The organism is Winslowiella sp. 2C04 (genome assembly GCF_050037805.1).
Lineage (GTDB): Bacteria > Pseudomonadota > Gammaproteobacteria > Enterobacterales > Enterobacteriaceae > Erwinia > Erwinia toletana_A.
In genome coordinates this window covers 4,402,957-4,417,262 of the sequence record NZ_CP188300.1, presented here as the reverse complement: position 1 = coordinate 4,417,262, position 14,306 = coordinate 4,402,957, and the positions used below count along the sequence as shown (strand labels likewise).

Here is a 14,306-nt window from a genome sequence, read left to right as displayed (position 1 = left end):
TCTTTTTCACTGTAGACCGTTGGACTAAATTCGCAACCACCTGGCAGAGTGAAGCTGCAGACTAATGGCAGTTTTTGCTCTGTTTACATCCCCGGCAGCCGGATGATGAAAGCGTCGTGATGGCAATCCTTTCTGGCGGCAGGCGCAGGTGACGGAGTATGGCGATCACCAGCAGGTTAAACACCACGACTAAGGCGATGGCGATACTGCTGTAACGCGGATGATCGGCAAAGGTGGCGAACTGATAAAACAGCGTAGCCAGTGAAAAGGCCAGATTTAATCCCCAAAATATGGAGAACGCCATCCAGCGGCGGCTGCTTTCGCGGGCGATCGCCCCCATTACCGAGACGCAGGGAACATACAACAGCACGAATAACAGATAGCTATAAGCGGCAGCATTGTTTGCGAATTTACTGCTCATCATACCCATCGCGCCGCTGGCCATTTCGCCATCGCCTTTGCTGGCTTCAATCGGATTAGCCAGCACGCTGAGTGAAAAGGTGGCTTTCAGGCCCTGCCAGGTTTCATTCAACGCTTCGGTGAGTTCCTCACGCAGGCTGAACTGGCTGGGGTCAAATGGCGTCTGGCTGATCGCTTCAGCGGTATACAAGGTGTTAAGCGTACCAACCACCACCTCTTTTGCCATTGCTCCGGTTACCAGGCCGACGGTGGCCTGCCAGTTATCATTGTGCACGCCAATCGGCGCCAGCAGCGGCGTAATGCTGCGGCTGACGGTAGCCAGCGCTGAGTCGTTGATGGTGCTGACCGGCTTACCGCTAAAGGAAAAACTGTTAAGTGCGCCGATGATAATACTGGCGACAATGATCACTTTACCGGCGCGCAGCACGAATCCCTGCAAGCGCTGCCAGGTTTGCAGCAGTAAGGTTTTCAGATGCGGAACGTGGTATAGCGGCAGCTCCATAACAAATGGCGTCGCGTCGCCACGCATCAGGGTATGCTTCAGCAGCAGGCCAGTGCCAATCGCCGCCAGAATGCCGGTAATGTAGAGGCTGAATACCACCAGCGCACCGTTCTGACCAAAAAAGGCGGCGGCAAATACGGCAAAAATCGCCAGCCGCGCCCCGCAGGACATAAACGGCGCCATCATTACGGTGATCAGCCGCTCACGCGGCGCATCAAGGGTGCGGGCACCCATTACCGACGGCACATTGCAGCCAAAGCCGACGATCAACGGCACAAAAGATTTGCCTGGCAACCCGAGCGCCTGCATCAGGCGATCCATCACAAACGCGGCGCGCGCCATATAGCCGGAGTCTTCCATAAACGACAAAAACAGATACATCATGCCAATCTGCGGCACCAGTGGCAGCACGGTATTGATGCCGCCGCCCACTCCCTGCGCCAGAAACAGCGTCAGCCAGTCGGGGAGCTGCAACATCCAGCCCAGCCATTGCATACCATGAATAAACAGCGCTGCCGAGCCGATATCAAACAGCGGCTGTAGTGCACCGCCAATGTTTATTGCCAGCAGAAACATCAGATACATCATCAGCAGGAAAATCGGCACGCCGAGCCAGCGGTTGAGGATCAGGCTGTCCAGCCGTTGCGACAGGCGATGGGGCTGCGCCAGATGACTATTGCTGACGGCGGCACTCAGCTTTTCGATGGTGCGGTAGCGCGCTTCAACGATGGCCAGTGCGTAATCCTGCGATAGCGATGCCAGTAATGCCTGGGCTGCGGTTCCGGCTTGCGCAATACTAAAGATATCGCCTTCCAGCATTTGAATCGCTAACCAGCGACGTTGCGCTGCGGAAAAAGAAGCGGGCAGCGTCTGCGTCAGCTGCGTGGCGGCATGGTTAATCTCAACCGGATAATCAATCGTCAGTTCGGCGGCCTGAAGTGAATGCTGATCTATCGCCTGCTTCAGCGCATCAATACCCTGCGCCCGGGTTGAAACCAGCGGGACTACCGGGCAACCGAGACGTTTTGCCAGTGCCTGAGTATTGATGCTGATACGCTGATTTTCGGCAATATCCAGCATGTTAAGCGCCACAATGCAGGGCACGCCGAGCTCCAGTAACTGCACGGTGAGATAAAGATTACGCTCCAGATTGCTGGCATCGACCACATTAATCAGCAGGTCGGCGTCGTTGCTGAGAATGTAGTGGCAGGCGATCTGCTCATCCAGCGAGCTTTGCTGCGCCAGCGTGGTCAGCGAGTAAGTTCCCGGCAGATCGATCAGCCGCACCTGCTGCTGAGCGGTGTTAAAGCTGCCCTCTTTGCGCTCAACGGTGACGCCCGCCCAGTTGCCAACACGCTGGCGTGCGCCGGTTAACTGATTAAACAGCGTTGTTTTGCCAGCGTTTGGGTTGCCAATCAGGCCAATGGTGCAGGTTTTCATCATCAGCCTCGTTTAGCTCACGCATTCGAGCTGGAGCAGGGCGAGATCTTTTTTCCGCAGCATCAGATTAACGCGTCGCGTTTCAATCTGCAGCGGGTCACCCAGTGGTGCAATACGCACCACATCAAAACTGGTGCCGGGCAGCATGCCCATCGACAGCAGTTTCTGGCGAAATGCTGCGCCGATAGTGGCGCTGAAACCGATGATTTTATAGCGTTGTTGAGCGATAAGTTGCATTAAAGCACCTCGATATTGTCGCCGGGCGACAAAGAAGATCAGGGTGTAATTTTAATGAGAACGATTATCGTTGGAATTGACGTAAAACAATTTCGCGGTGAACTGAGAAAAATAATCAGGGCGGAAAAGATTCCGCCCTGTGAGGTGATTACTTTTTACCGAAGGCCGCGGCTAATGCATCGCCCATCGCGCTGTTGCCCGCCGGGGTCTGACTGGCTTTTGGACGCGGTTTGCCCTGTGCCGGACGTCCGCCATCACGCGCGGCGCTCTTGCTGTTGCCGCCTGCGCGGACATTACTTTCGCCTGGCTGTTCGTCGAGACGCATGGTCAGTGCGATACGTTTACGTTGCAGATCGACTTCCATCACCTTCACTTTGACGATATCACCGGCTTTCACCACTTTATGCGGATCGTCGATAAACTTGTCGGAAAGTGAAGAGATATGCACTAAGCCATCCTGATGCACACCGATGTCGACAAACGCACCGAAGTTAGTGACGTTAGTCACCGCCCCTTCCAGCACCATGCCAGGTTGCAGATCGTTCATGGTGTCGATGCCGTCGGCAAACTGCGCGGTTTTGAACTCAGGACGCGGATCGCGACCCGGTTTTTCCAGCTCTTTGATAATGTCGCTGACGGTAGGCACACCAAAACGCTCATCGGTAAAATCGACCGCTTTCAGGTTACGCAGCTCAGACGGATTACCCATCAGCTCGTTCAGCGCCTGGCGGGTAGCAGACAGTATGCGCTCCACCACCGGGTAAGCTTCCGGGTGCACGGTTGAGGCATCCAGCGGATTATCGCCATGGTTAATACGCAGGAAGCCGGCACACTGCTCAAAGGCTTTCGGCCCGAGGCGGCTGACTTTCAGCAGCTGCTGGCGGTTGCGGAAGCGGCCGTTCTCATCACGCCAGCCGACGATATTCTGCGCCATCATTTTGCTCAGCCCGGCCACGCGCATCAGCAGCGCCACCGAGGCGGTATTCAGATCGACACCCACGCCGTTTACGCAGTCTTCGACTACCGCATCGAGCTTTTTCGCTAACTGGCTCTGGCTGACATCATGCTGATACTGGCCAACACCAATGGATTTCGGATCGATTTTCACCAGCTCGGCCAGCGGATCCTGCAAACGACGGGCGATAGATACCGCGCCGCGCAGCGACACGTCCAGATCCGGGAACTCCAGCGCCGCCAGTTCGGAAGCCGAGTACACCGAGGCACCGGCTTCACTGACAATCACTTTCTGCGCCTGTACCTGCGGGAACTGTTTCTGCACGTCCAGGAAGAAGCGCTCAGTTTCGCGTGATGCCGTACCATTACCAATCGCCACCAGCTCAACCTGGTGTTTACTGCACAGATTCGCCACCGCCACTGCCGCTTTCGCTGCCTGGCCGGTGTGTGGATAGATGGTATCGGTCGCCACCAGTTTGCCGGTGGCATCGACTACCGCCACTTTTACGCCGGTACGCAGGCCCGGATCGAGACCCATGGTGGCGCGCATGCCGGCCGGGGCCGCCATCAGCAGATCGTGCAGGTTACGGGCGAACACATTGATGGCTTCATCTTCTGCACGCTCGCGCACGCTGCCCATCAGCTCGGTTTCCAGATGCAACAGCACCTTGATGCGCCAGGTCCAGCTGACGACCGCTTTACGCCAGCTGTCAGCCGGCGCATTGTTCAGGCGCAGATTCAGGTGTTCAGTGATGATCTGCTCACCGTGGCTTTCACGCGGCGGCTCATCAAACTGCGGATCGGCATTCAGCGCCAGCTGCAGCACGCCTTCGTTGCGGCCACGAAACATCGCCAGTGCCCGGTGTGAAGGCACCGTCGACAGCGCTTCATGATGATCGAAGTAGTCGCGGAATTTCGCGCCCGCTTCCTCTTTGCCTTCCACCACGCGGGAAACCAGATGGGCGTTTTTCCACAGGTATTCACGCACCTTCGCCAGCAGCGCAGCGTCTTCAGCAAAGCGCTCCATCAGAATATAGCGTGCGCCATCCAGCGCGGCTTTCACATCGGCCACGCCTTTATCGGCGTCGACAAATTCTGCGGCCAGCTGCTCAGGCTGATGTGACGGATCCTGCCATAGCGTATCTGCCAGCGGTTGCAGGCCCGCTTCCATCGCGATCTGTCCACGCGTACGGCGCTTCGGCTTGTAAGGCAGATAGAGGTCTTCGAGTTCGGTTTTGCTCATCGTGCCGTTGATCGCGGCAGCAAGCGGTTCGGAGAGTTTGCCCTGTTCGTCAATGGATTTCAGAATGGACTGACGGCGCTCTTCCAGTTCGCGCAGGTAGCCAAGACGCGTCTCCAGTTGGCGCAGTTGGGTGTCATCCAAACCACCGGTCACTTCCTTACGATAACGTGCAATAAACGGCACGGTATTCCCTTCATCCAACAGGCGAACAGCGGCTTCAACTTGTTCAGCTCGTGCCTGAAGTTCACTTGCAATAATGCGGCTCAGCGAATCATTCATCATCGGTTCAACTATCTTGCTATCACAGGGTTGAGAATCAGGGGACAGTTATACGGATCGACGCGCAAAATTGCCAGCCAGCTGGCAGTGATTGCGCCATAATCCGAATTTTCTATCCGACGTAGCTGATTTCATTCACGTACCACAGCGCTTCGCCTGCCGGTGTATGAACGATAACGGCATCGCCGACTTCTTTTTTCAGCAATGCGCGCGCCATGGGTGAGTCAATAGAGATATAGTCGTTACGACCAAAGATTTCGTCATAACCCACGATGCGAAAGCGTTTGATGTCGCCATCATCATTTTCAATCTCGACCCACGCACCGAAGAACACTTTGCCATCCTGCTGGGGTGAGTAGTCGACAATGCGCAGCGCTTCGAGGCTTTTGGTGATATAGCGCACCCGTCGGTCGATTTCACGCAGCCGTTTTTTATTGTATTGATAATCGGCATTTTCACTGCGGTCACCCAGACTGGCAGCCCAGGTCACTTTTTTGGTCACTTCCGGCCGCTCTTCACGCCAGAGGAAGTCCAGTTCCTCTTTTAGCCGGTTATAGCCTTCACGGGTAACGAGTTTGGTTTTCATCGGCTTTTAGCTCTGTTGGTTATGACATGCTGTTACTGCGATTTTAGAGGGAATATTATCAGAGCTTCAACCTTGTTCGGGTTAAGCTGTGACAATCAGTGGCGATAAGGTCGCAACGGCGCAAAAATGCGCACAGACCTGTTAAAAATCAATGTTAAGCCCCTGTTTAATATGCTTTGTAACAATTTCGGCTACAATATAAACCATTAATAACTGTCACTGTACGGCAACTTTTTTAAGAATAGTGACTCAGGCAATCGCGCCTTTGGGAGTATCGAAATGCAAGAAAACTACAAAATCCTCGTCGTTGATGATGATATGCGTTTACGTGCGCTGCTGGAGCGTTACCTGACCGAGCAGGGCTTTCAGGTGCGCAGCGTGGCTAACGCTGAGCAGATGGACCGTCTGCTGACCCGTGAATCTTTCCACCTGATGGTGCTGGACCTGATGCTGCCAGGTGAAGATGGCCTGTCTATTTGTCGTCGTCTGCGCAGCCAGAGCAACCCGATGCCGATCATTATGGTCACCGCCAAAGGTGAAGAAGTCGACCGTATCGTCGGGCTGGAAATTGGTGCGGATGACTATATTCCTAAACCGTTTAACCCACGTGAACTGCTGGCGCGTATTCGCGCGGTGCTGCGTCGTCAGGCCAATGAACTGCCGGGTGCGCCTTCACAGGAAGAGGCGGTGATTGCTTTTGGTAAATTCAAACTGAATCTCGGCACCCGTGAAATGTTCCGTGAAGATGAACCGATGCCGCTGACCAGCGGTGAATTTGCGGTACTGAAAGCACTGGTCAGCCATCCGCGTGAGCCACTTTCCCGTGACAAACTGATGAACCTGGCGCGTGGCCGCGAATACAGCGCCATGGAACGCTCCATCGACGTGCAGATCTCTCGTCTGCGTCGTATGGTTGAGGAAGATCCGGCGCATCCGCGCTATATCCAGACCGTCTGGGGCCTCGGCTATGTCTTTGTGCCGGACGGCAGCAAAGCATGAGGCGATTCCGCTTCTCTCCGCGCAGTTCGTTTGCCCGAACGCTGTTACTGATTGTGACCCTGCTGTTTGTCAGCCTGGTCACAACCTATCTGGTGGTGCTTAACTTCGCCATTCTTCCCAGCCTGCAGCAGTTTAATAAGGTGCTGGCATACGAAGTGCGTATGCTGATGACTGACCGGTTGCAGCTGGAAGATGGTACGCAGCTTGAAGTGCCGCCAGCGTTCCGGCGCGAGATCTATCGCGAACTGGGTATTTCGCTGTATACCAATGCAGCGGCGGAAGAGAGCGGATTACGCTGGGCGCAACACTATAAGTTCCTCAGCGATCAGATGGCGCAGCAGCTGGGTGGGCCAACCGATGTCCGGGTCGAGGTGAATAAAAACTCGCCGGTGGTGTGGCTGAAAACCTGGCTGTCGCCGGATATCTGGGTGCGTGTGCCGCTGACCGAAATTCATCAGGGTGATTTCTCGCCGCTGTTCCGCTATACGCTGGCGATTATGCTGCTGGCTATCGGCGGGGCCTGGCTGTTTATCCGAATTCAAAACCGACCCCTGGTGGAACTGGAGCATGCTGCGGTACAGGTGGGTAAAGGTGTGATCCCGCCGCCGCTGCGTGAATATGGCGCATCGGAAGTGCGTTCGGTTACGCGTGCTTTTAACCAGATGGCGGCTGGCGTTAAGCAACTGGCGGATGATCGTACCCTGCTGATGGCAGGCGTCAGCCACGATTTGCGTACGCCACTGACGCGTATTCGCCTGGCGACTGAGATGATGTCGCAAGAAGACGGTTATCTGGCCGAGTCGATTAACAAAGATATCGAAGAGTGTAATGCGATTATCGAACAGTTTATTGACTACCTGCGCACCGGCCAGGAAATGCAGACCGAACTGGCTGATTTGAACAGCGTGTTAGGTGAAGTGGTGGCCGCTGAAAGTGGTTATGAACGTGAAATTGAAAATGAGGTAATGCCTGCCGAGTTGCTGGTGGAAATCAATCCGCTGTCGATCAAACGTGCGGTGGCAAATATGGTGGTTAACGCCGCGCGTTATGGCAACGGCTGGATTAAAGTCAGCAGCGGCAGTGAGCTGCAGCGCGCGTGGTTCCAGGTGGAAGATGACGGGCCGGGAATCGCACCTGACCAGCTAAAACATCTGTTCCAGCCGTTTGTACGTGGTGACAGCGCCCGCAGTACCAGCGGCACCGGGCTGGGGCTGGCGATTGTGCAACGCATTATCGATGCGCATCAGGGGGCACTGGATATTGGTGTCAGTGAGCGTGGAGGTTTACGCATTCGCGCTTACTTACCGTTGCCACAACAAGCGTCAGTAGCGTTACCGGCAATAACAACGCCGTCCTGACGGAGAGCTGGGCGAAAACGCGGCGCGTCGTCGCCCGTATCGAAGGTTTGCATCAGAACGGGAGCCGGGAACGGCTCCCTGCGTTATTCCTGTCAATCTCAGAGCTGTGGGCCTGCTTTAACCAGCGCGGCACCAGCAGGTGTATCAGTGTATTTATCAAAGTTATTAATAAAGCGCTGTGCCAGATCGCATGCTTTGTCGTGCCACTCTTCTGCGGTCCGGTAGGTATTGCGCGGATCGAGAATCTGACTGTCCACTCCCTTCAGTGCTACCGGCATTTGCAGATCAAAAATCGGCAGTGTCCGGGTCTCCACTTCACTCAGTTCACCCTGCAAAATGGCATTAATAATCGCACGCGTGTCTTTGAGTGAAATACGCTTGCCGCTGCCGTTCCAGCCAGTGTTGACGAGGTAGGCTTCAGCGTCAGCATCCTGCATGCGCTTCACCAGCACTTCGGCATACTGTGTCGGATGCAGAGTGAGGAATGCCGCACCAAAACAGGCGGAAAAGGTTGGCGTTGGCTCAGTTACGCCGCGCTCGGTGCCCGCCAGCTTGGCGGTAAAACCGGACAGGAAGTGATACTGCGTTTGATCGGCGGTAAGACGCGAGACCGGCGGCAGTACGCCAAACGCATCGGCGGTCAGGAAGATCACTTTTTTCGCGTGGCCCGCTTTTGAAACCGGCTTAACGATATTATCGATATGATTGATCGGATAGGAAACGCGGGTGTTTTCGGTTTTGCTGCCGTCATCAAAATCAATCGAACCATCGCTTAATACCACCACGTTTTCCAGCAGCGCGTCGCGGCGGATGGCGTGATAAATTTCCGGCTCCGCTTGCTCGGAAAGCTTGATGGTCTTGGCGTAGCAGCCACCTTCGAAGTTAAACACGCCGTCATCATCCCAGCCGTGTTCATCATCACCGATCAACTGACGCAGCGGGTCGGTAGACAAGGTGGTTTTTCCAGTGCCAGACAGGCCAAAGAATACTGCCACATCGCCTTTTTCGCCGACGTTCGCCGAACAATGCATCGAAGCAATACCTTTTAATGGCAACAGGTAGTTCATGATAGCGAACAGACCTTTTTTCATTTCGCCACCGTACCAGGTGCCGCCGATCAGCTGAACGTTTTCCGTCAGGTTAAACGCGACAAAGTTCTCCGAGTTTAACCCCTGCGCTTGCCAGTCCGGGTTGCTGCATTTCGCACCGTTCATCACGACAAAGTCGGGTTTAAAGCTGGCCAACCCGGCTTCATCTGGCTGGATAAACATGTTTTTCACGAAGTGCGCCTGCCAGGCAACTTCAGTGATAAAACGCACGCTGAGGCGGCTGTCAGGGTTAGCACCGCACCACGCATCGACAATAAATAAGCGTTTGCCGGACAGTTGCCTGGTCACCAGCGCTTTCAGTGAATCCCAGGTGTCCTGTGACAGCGGCTGATTATCATTCTTGCCTTTACCCTGATCGCACCACCACAGGGTGTCGCGCGTGGTGTCATCACGCACAATATATTTATCTTTGGGTGAACGTCCGGTAAAGATGCCGGTATCCACCGCAATAGCACCGGATTGAGTCTGAATGCCGCGCTCGTAACCTGTTAAACCGGGTTGGGTTTCTTCCTGAAAGAGAGTGTCATAATCGGGGTTATGAACAATCTCAACCGTATCAGTGATGCCATAAGCGACGAGGTCCTGGGCGGTCAGGCCGTTAGCGCGCATATTACTGCTCCTTTATCGGTTTTTTTACTGCATAAAATGTAGGGGGTATTTCGTTTTCACCGACCGTGATCATCGATATCAAGGGTGAAACAGGGCAGGGATAATCACGATCGCGCGCAGTGTACACCTGTGACTCATTAGCGAAAGAGCGGAACGGCAGAAATGAGACACGAAACGATTTAATGATGTAATTCAGTGCAATCTGAGGCGGGAATATGTCGTAAGCATCAGAGAAGCCAGCTTTAATTGTCGATATTAGTGATAATAACAGTGGGGAATAGATAAGGAGATGGCTTCAGAATTTTAGTGCGGGCGGCGCGGCCGCCGCCCATGACTGATTAATGTACTTGCTGGTTGCCGGTCGCTGAGTCGTTACGAATGGCGGCAATATCGATGGCATCATAGACATAGTGGCTACCACAGTAGTCACAGTTCATATCAATTTCACCGTCTTCCGCGAGAATTTCATCCACTTCGGATTGCGGTAGCGTAGTCAGCACTTCGCCACAGCGCTCACGCGAGCAGGTGCATTTAAACTGCACGTTCTGCGGCTCATAAACCGTCACTTCTTCCTGATGATACAAACGCCATAACACTTCGTTGGCAGGCAGAGTAATCAGCTCTTCGGTTTTAATGGTTTCGGTTAAGGTCGCCAGATGAGTAAAGTCATCAGTGCTGGCATCCTGCGCCGGTAAGACCTGTAGCAGAATGCCGCCGGCACCTTTCTGGCCTTCCACTTCACCGGTGCGCAGGAACAGGCGCGTTGGCAGCTGCTCGGAGCGCATAAAGTAATCTTCGAGACAGGCAGCCAGCGTATCGCCTTCCAGCCCGACCACGCCCTGATAGCGCTCACCCTGCTCCGGGGAGATAGTGATCACCAGGTAGCCATTACCCACCATTTCTTTCAGCGTGCTGCCTTCAGCAATTTCACCCTGAGTACGCGCCACGCCGCGCATCTCCTGACGATTGTTGCCATTGATTACCGCCAGATTCAGTGCGCCATCACCCTGCAACTGCACGGTGATATCACCGTCAAACTTCAGCGTCGCGGTTAGCAGGCTGGTGGCAATCAGCAGTTCGCCCAGCAGTTGCTGAACCGGCTGTGGATAGTCATGGCCTTCAATAATTTCGCGCCAGGTGTCAGAGACGTTTACCAGTTCACCGCGTACGGCATAGTTTTCGAACAGGTAACGATGCATTTGGTCTTGATGGGACATAATTTTCTCTCATAGTTGCGATCTATTCATCGCCAGAATGTTTAAATTTCATCAGATCGCGGCGCTCTTTCTTGTCGGGGCGGCGGTCGGGATGGGGCATCGTCAGCGCATTCATTTTGCGCGCCAGCGCCACTTTTTCGCGTTTCTCAATACTTTGTGCCGTTTCGGCGTACAGCTGCTGGGCTTCCGTTGCGGGACGTCGTTGGTCGGTAATTGCCAGTACCACCACGGTTTTTTCATCGTTGCCCTGGCGCAGTGTCAGTTCGGCATCCACTTCCATTAGCTTGCTCGGTTTGCTGCGCTGACCGTTATAGTGAACCTTGCCACCTTCGATCATTTCGCGAGCCGCCGCGCGGGTTTTATAAAAGCGTGCAGCCCAAAGCCATTTATCGAGCCGGACGCCCTCAGTGCTTTTCTCTTTCATTGCTGCTCCTGATTAACGATCTTCCGTCACTATCGCGCTAACGCGGCTAGCAGGGTGCGATAGTCATTTATCGCAGGATGGCGGGCGAAGGTGATATCGGGTCGCCCTGAGTCAGGATTGCTGATGCCTAAACAGTAGCCAATTCCCCAGCATTTTGCCGCATCGAGAATCTTTTCGTTATCGTCGATAAATAGCGTGCGCGCATTGTCAAAGCCTGTCTGCTGCTGAACCGCCTGCCACAAACGCTGATCTTCTTTCGGATATCCAAATGTGTGGGTAGAAAGTAATAAATCAAGGTGCTGGTCAAGGCGGGTTTGTTCCAGCTTCACCTGCAGATTCCACGGGTGCGCATTGGTCAGCAGGATGGTGCGCTTGCCGCTGGCGCGCAACGCCGCAAGAAATGGCAGCGTGTCGTCACGCATCTTCGCTCGCTCGCGCATCTCCCAGGTCATCGCACGGATATCAAGATCCAGTTCCCGGCTCCAGTAATCCAGGCAGTACCAGTCCAGCGTATGCTGCACCGCCTGATATTTATCGCCGATCAGCTGGCTGGCGGCATCAATGCTAATACCACGCTGGTTGCTGAGCGTTAGCGGCACGTGCTGTAGCCAGAAATGGCTGTCAAAAGCGAGATCGAGCAGGGTGCCGTCCATATCAAGCAGGACGGTATCAATTTCAGACCAGTTCAGTGAATCAGGCATGCGGGCTCCGCGCGAGGATGAAAAACCGGGCGACAGGGTAGCACAGTTACTTAGCGGTCAGAACAGCGGCCGTACCGCCTGAATGGAGGTCAGCGAGTGGTTAAAGCAGTGTTCGTAATAGCGCTGTATTTCGACCATCCGCGTACGATTTCGGTGCATTCGCTTCAGTGCCAGCAGGCTGTTTACCAGCAGAGTGATGCTGACGATTAACAGCAGTAAACTGGTGCCGAGGTAGCGCCACAGGCTAAGGGCGTCCGGCTCATTGTGCAGCGCAACGTGCTGAGTGCCGTTCGCATCGGTTGTGATACTGGTGATAATACCGGAAGCGCTAAACGGCGTATGCAACAGCATTGATGACAATCGTTGCAGCTCATTCCACTGATCCGGCGCATTATAATCAAACAGCGAAACCGCTGGCTGCGGCTGGCTGACCAGCTGGCGGCCTTCATCACTGATAATCAGGAAACCACCCGGAGGTGGGCTGTTCAGCGCTTCCGCCGCGCGATGAGTTTCGCGATAGAAGAAAGAGGAGGTGGCGGTGTTTACCAGGTTTTCCAGCGCCTCCGCACTGACCGGCCGTAACAGCACGTTCATGCCGTTCAGCGCACCGGAATTTGCCCGACCAATCAGCGTTTCCCAGTCTTTAGCATTACCAAGATTAACCAGCGCGTTCTTCAGGCGCACACAGTCTTGCGGCTGGCTACACAGGTCCTGCGTTTTTAGCACCAGGTCCGAAAAGTCATCCAGCAGAATCATACCTGATTTCTGAATGGCAGTAGCCAACTGTGGGTTTAGTTTGGGATCGGTACTGGTTTGCGGATGCAGTTGCTGATTGGTTGTCAGCTGTAAAGCGGTGGCTTTATCAATGATTTCAGACTGCGGCTGTGGCAACGGTGCGGCATTATTCCAGTAGATCGCCGAACAGTCGAACGGCATAAAGGCGTAAGTGCGGTTGCTCTGATAGTTGGCGGGCACTGAGCACATGCCGCTACCGCTGGCATGCAAGCTGTCGCCAACCCGCAGTGAAATTTTCTGCAGATCGTCAACCGTCGTCACCTTGATACTTTCGGTGCCTTTAATCCACGCCATACTCAGCTTGATTGGCATGCTGAGCGGTATCCAGCTGACCAGCAGCACCAGTACCAGCAGCGAGCCGCAGGCCAGCACCAGATTTTTTCTCCAGCGCTGAATGGGAAAATTACGTACTTCATCCTGCAATGACAGGAAGCGCCCCTGGCGTACTACCTGGCAATTAAGATAGATATCTACTTCGGTGGTCTGGCCTAAATCGTGATTAACGTAAGGCTGCCAGTGTGGCGGATAAATCAGATCGATAATGCCCAAAGAGATATTACTGATCTGACCCTGATTAGACTCACTAAACAGCCCCCAGCGTTTCGGCGCACCGCGCAGGCAGTGAATCTCGCGCAGGTCTTTTTCCGATGGGCGACGATACAAAAACCAGCAACTGACGGCAATCATCACAATACCGGCGCTTATCAACCACGGCATCAGCAGCGCAGGAGAGATCAGGCTGATAAAGAACATCAGCAGGGCGCAGCCAATCACTACCGCTTCACGGGTGCCCTCTGGCCGCGACAGGCTGTACTCTTCAATCGTCTCTTTACGAATGTTGAGCAGCTCAATATTTTCGCCTTCTTCTTTACGAATTGACGCGTTAGGTGCCAGTGGGCGCACCATCGGTGGCAGCGCGGGCTGTTCAAAGGCGTAGCTGGTCAGCGAATGGCCGTTAAGGGAGATCACCAGCGGGATGGTCTGCGTTTTAATCAGCTCAACATAGTTCTCATCGGCGATATGCTGTTCCCACAATGGCGGCAGATGAACTTCAACTGCATCAAGGTAATAGCGCCATTTATGCGGCTCATCGGTGGAGAGTCCGTAACGGGTAATCGCTCGGGTAACCGGATAGACATTGCTGCTTTGCGAGTTAAGCGCCAGTTTTACCGGAGAGGCGCTGGTTCCACCTGGCAGTTTACTGGCAGCGTTCTTCGTCAGCGATGCGAGGTAGCGTTCGACGGCAGCGCGTTCTTCATCGGTAAGTTTACGGTGAGGGGGACTGACAAACGGCAGTGGTTTCGCCAACGGCGGACGATGCCGCATAGCGTACCAAAAGAAACAACCTGCTACGATCGAACAGGTTAGCATTACAGCCAATATGATGACTATTGTGCTCATGCTTTGCTCATCCCAGCCAATGTACTCCCGTC

Annotated in this window: 11 protein-coding genes; 2 read left to right on the top strand and 9 right to left on the bottom strand. The window is 54.3% G+C overall.

Annotated features, from left to right (window positions below; genetic code table 11):
* Window positions 1-61 precede the first annotated feature (61 nt).
* From feoB to greB, 4 genes are all read right to left on the bottom strand, one after another.
* Window positions 62-2,362: a Fe(2+) transporter permease subunit FeoB gene (gene feoB, locus ACP3TC_RS20130; protein WP_426818304.1), complete on the bottom strand. Its 2,301-nt coding sequence runs from the start codon at window positions 2,360-2,362 to the stop codon at window positions 62-64.
* A 12-nt stretch (window positions 2,363-2,374) separates the two neighbouring features.
* A complete protein-coding gene (gene feoA, locus ACP3TC_RS20125) occupies window positions 2,375-2,599 on the bottom strand; it encodes a ferrous iron transporter A (protein ID WP_313855133.1) in 225 nt (74 codons plus the stop codon).
* A 148-nt stretch (window positions 2,600-2,747) separates the two neighbouring features.
* Window positions 2,748-5,078 (bottom strand): Tex family protein, encoded by a 2,331-nt coding sequence (locus ACP3TC_RS20120; RefSeq protein WP_426817117.1) that lies wholly within the window; start codon window positions 5,076-5,078, stop codon window positions 2,748-2,750.
* 109 nt (window positions 5,079-5,187) lie between these two features.
* Window positions 5,188-5,661 (bottom strand): transcription elongation factor GreB, encoded by a 474-nt coding sequence (greB, locus tag ACP3TC_RS20115; RefSeq protein ID WP_426817116.1) that lies wholly within the window; start codon window positions 5,659-5,661, stop codon window positions 5,188-5,190.
* A gap of 279 nt (window positions 5,662-5,940) precedes the next feature.
* On the opposite strand from greB, the gene ompR reads away from it, so the two are divergent.
* Together ompR and envZ are read left to right on the top strand one after the other, a co-directional pair.
* Entirely contained in the window at window positions 5,941-6,660 is a 720-nt protein-coding gene (ompR, locus tag ACP3TC_RS20110; RefSeq protein ID WP_001157751.1) for a two-component system response regulator OmpR, read from the top strand.
* Window positions 6,657-8,018: a two-component system sensor histidine kinase EnvZ gene (envZ, locus tag ACP3TC_RS20105; protein ID WP_313855139.1), complete on the top strand. Its 1,362-nt coding sequence runs from the start codon at window positions 6,657-6,659 to the stop codon at window positions 8,016-8,018. The genes ompR and envZ overlap by 4 nt, the downstream gene beginning before the upstream one ends.
* 98 nt (window positions 8,019-8,116) lie before the next feature.
* Here the strand turns inward: envZ and pckA are convergent, their stop codons facing one another.
* From pckA to ACP3TC_RS20080, 5 genes are all read right to left on the bottom strand, one after another.
* Complete coding sequence (gene pckA / locus ACP3TC_RS20100) at window positions 8,117-9,736, bottom strand: phosphoenolpyruvate carboxykinase (ATP) (protein WP_426817115.1); 1,620 nt, start codon at window positions 9,734-9,736, stop codon at window positions 8,117-8,119.
* A 338-nt stretch (window positions 9,737-10,074) separates the two neighbouring features.
* Window positions 10,075-10,953, bottom strand: a complete 879-nt coding sequence (gene hslO, locus ACP3TC_RS20095; protein WP_313855145.1) for an Hsp33 family molecular chaperone HslO — start codon at window positions 10,951-10,953, stop codon at window positions 10,075-10,077.
* Window positions 10,954-10,975: 22 nt separating this feature from the next.
* The gene (gene hslR / locus ACP3TC_RS20090; RefSeq protein WP_313855146.1) at window positions 10,976-11,377 is read right to left on the bottom strand and encodes a ribosome-associated heat shock protein Hsp15; all 402 of its coding nucleotides are present in this window, start codon (window positions 11,375-11,377) and stop codon (window positions 10,976-10,978) included.
* A gap of 29 nt (window positions 11,378-11,406) precedes the next feature.
* Window positions 11,407-12,078 carry a GMP/IMP nucleotidase gene (gene yrfG, locus ACP3TC_RS20085; RefSeq protein WP_426817114.1) on the bottom strand — a complete coding sequence of 224 codons (672 nt, stop codon included), beginning with the start codon at window positions 12,076-12,078 and terminating at the stop codon, window positions 11,407-11,409.
* A 57-nt stretch (window positions 12,079-12,135) separates the two neighbouring features.
* Window positions 12,136-14,274, bottom strand: coding sequence for an intracellular growth attenuator family protein (locus tag ACP3TC_RS20080; RefSeq protein ID WP_426817113.1), 2,139 nt, complete (start codon window positions 14,272-14,274; stop codon window positions 12,136-12,138).
* Window positions 14,275-14,306: the final 32 nt, after the last annotated feature.

Coding starts and splice junctions, on each gene's coding strand:
- feoB (WP_426818304.1), bottom strand. CDS start 2,362: ATGAAAACCTGCACCATTGGCCTGATTGGCAACCCAAACGCTGGCAAA.
- feoA (WP_313855133.1), bottom strand. CDS start 2,599: ATGCAACTTATCGCTCAACAACGCTATAAAATCATCGGTTTCAGCGCC.
- ACP3TC_RS20120 (WP_426817117.1), bottom strand. CDS start 5,078: ATGATGAATGATTCGCTGAGCCGCATTATTGCAAGTGAACTTCAGGCA.
- greB (WP_426817116.1), bottom strand. CDS start 5,661: ATGAAAACCAAACTCGTTACCCGTGAAGGCTATAACCGGCTAAAAGAG.
- ompR (WP_001157751.1), top strand. CDS start 5,941: ATGCAAGAAAACTACAAAATCCTCGTCGTTGATGATGATATGCGTTTA.
- envZ (WP_313855139.1), top strand. CDS start 6,657: ATGAGGCGATTCCGCTTCTCTCCGCGCAGTTCGTTTGCCCGAACGCTG.
- pckA (WP_426817115.1), bottom strand. CDS start 9,736: ATGCGCGCTAACGGCCTGACCGCCCAGGACCTCGTCGCTTATGGCATC.
- hslO (WP_313855145.1), bottom strand. CDS start 10,953: ATGTCCCATCAAGACCAAATGCATCGTTACCTGTTCGAAAACTATGCC.
- hslR (WP_313855146.1), bottom strand. CDS start 11,377: ATGAAAGAGAAAAGCACTGAGGGCGTCCGGCTCGATAAATGGCTTTGG.
- yrfG (WP_426817114.1), bottom strand. CDS start 12,078: ATGCCTGATTCACTGAACTGGTCTGAAATTGATACCGTCCTGCTTGAT.
- ACP3TC_RS20080 (WP_426817113.1), bottom strand. CDS start 14,274: ATGAGCACAATAGTCATCATATTGGCTGTAATGCTAACCTGTTCGATC.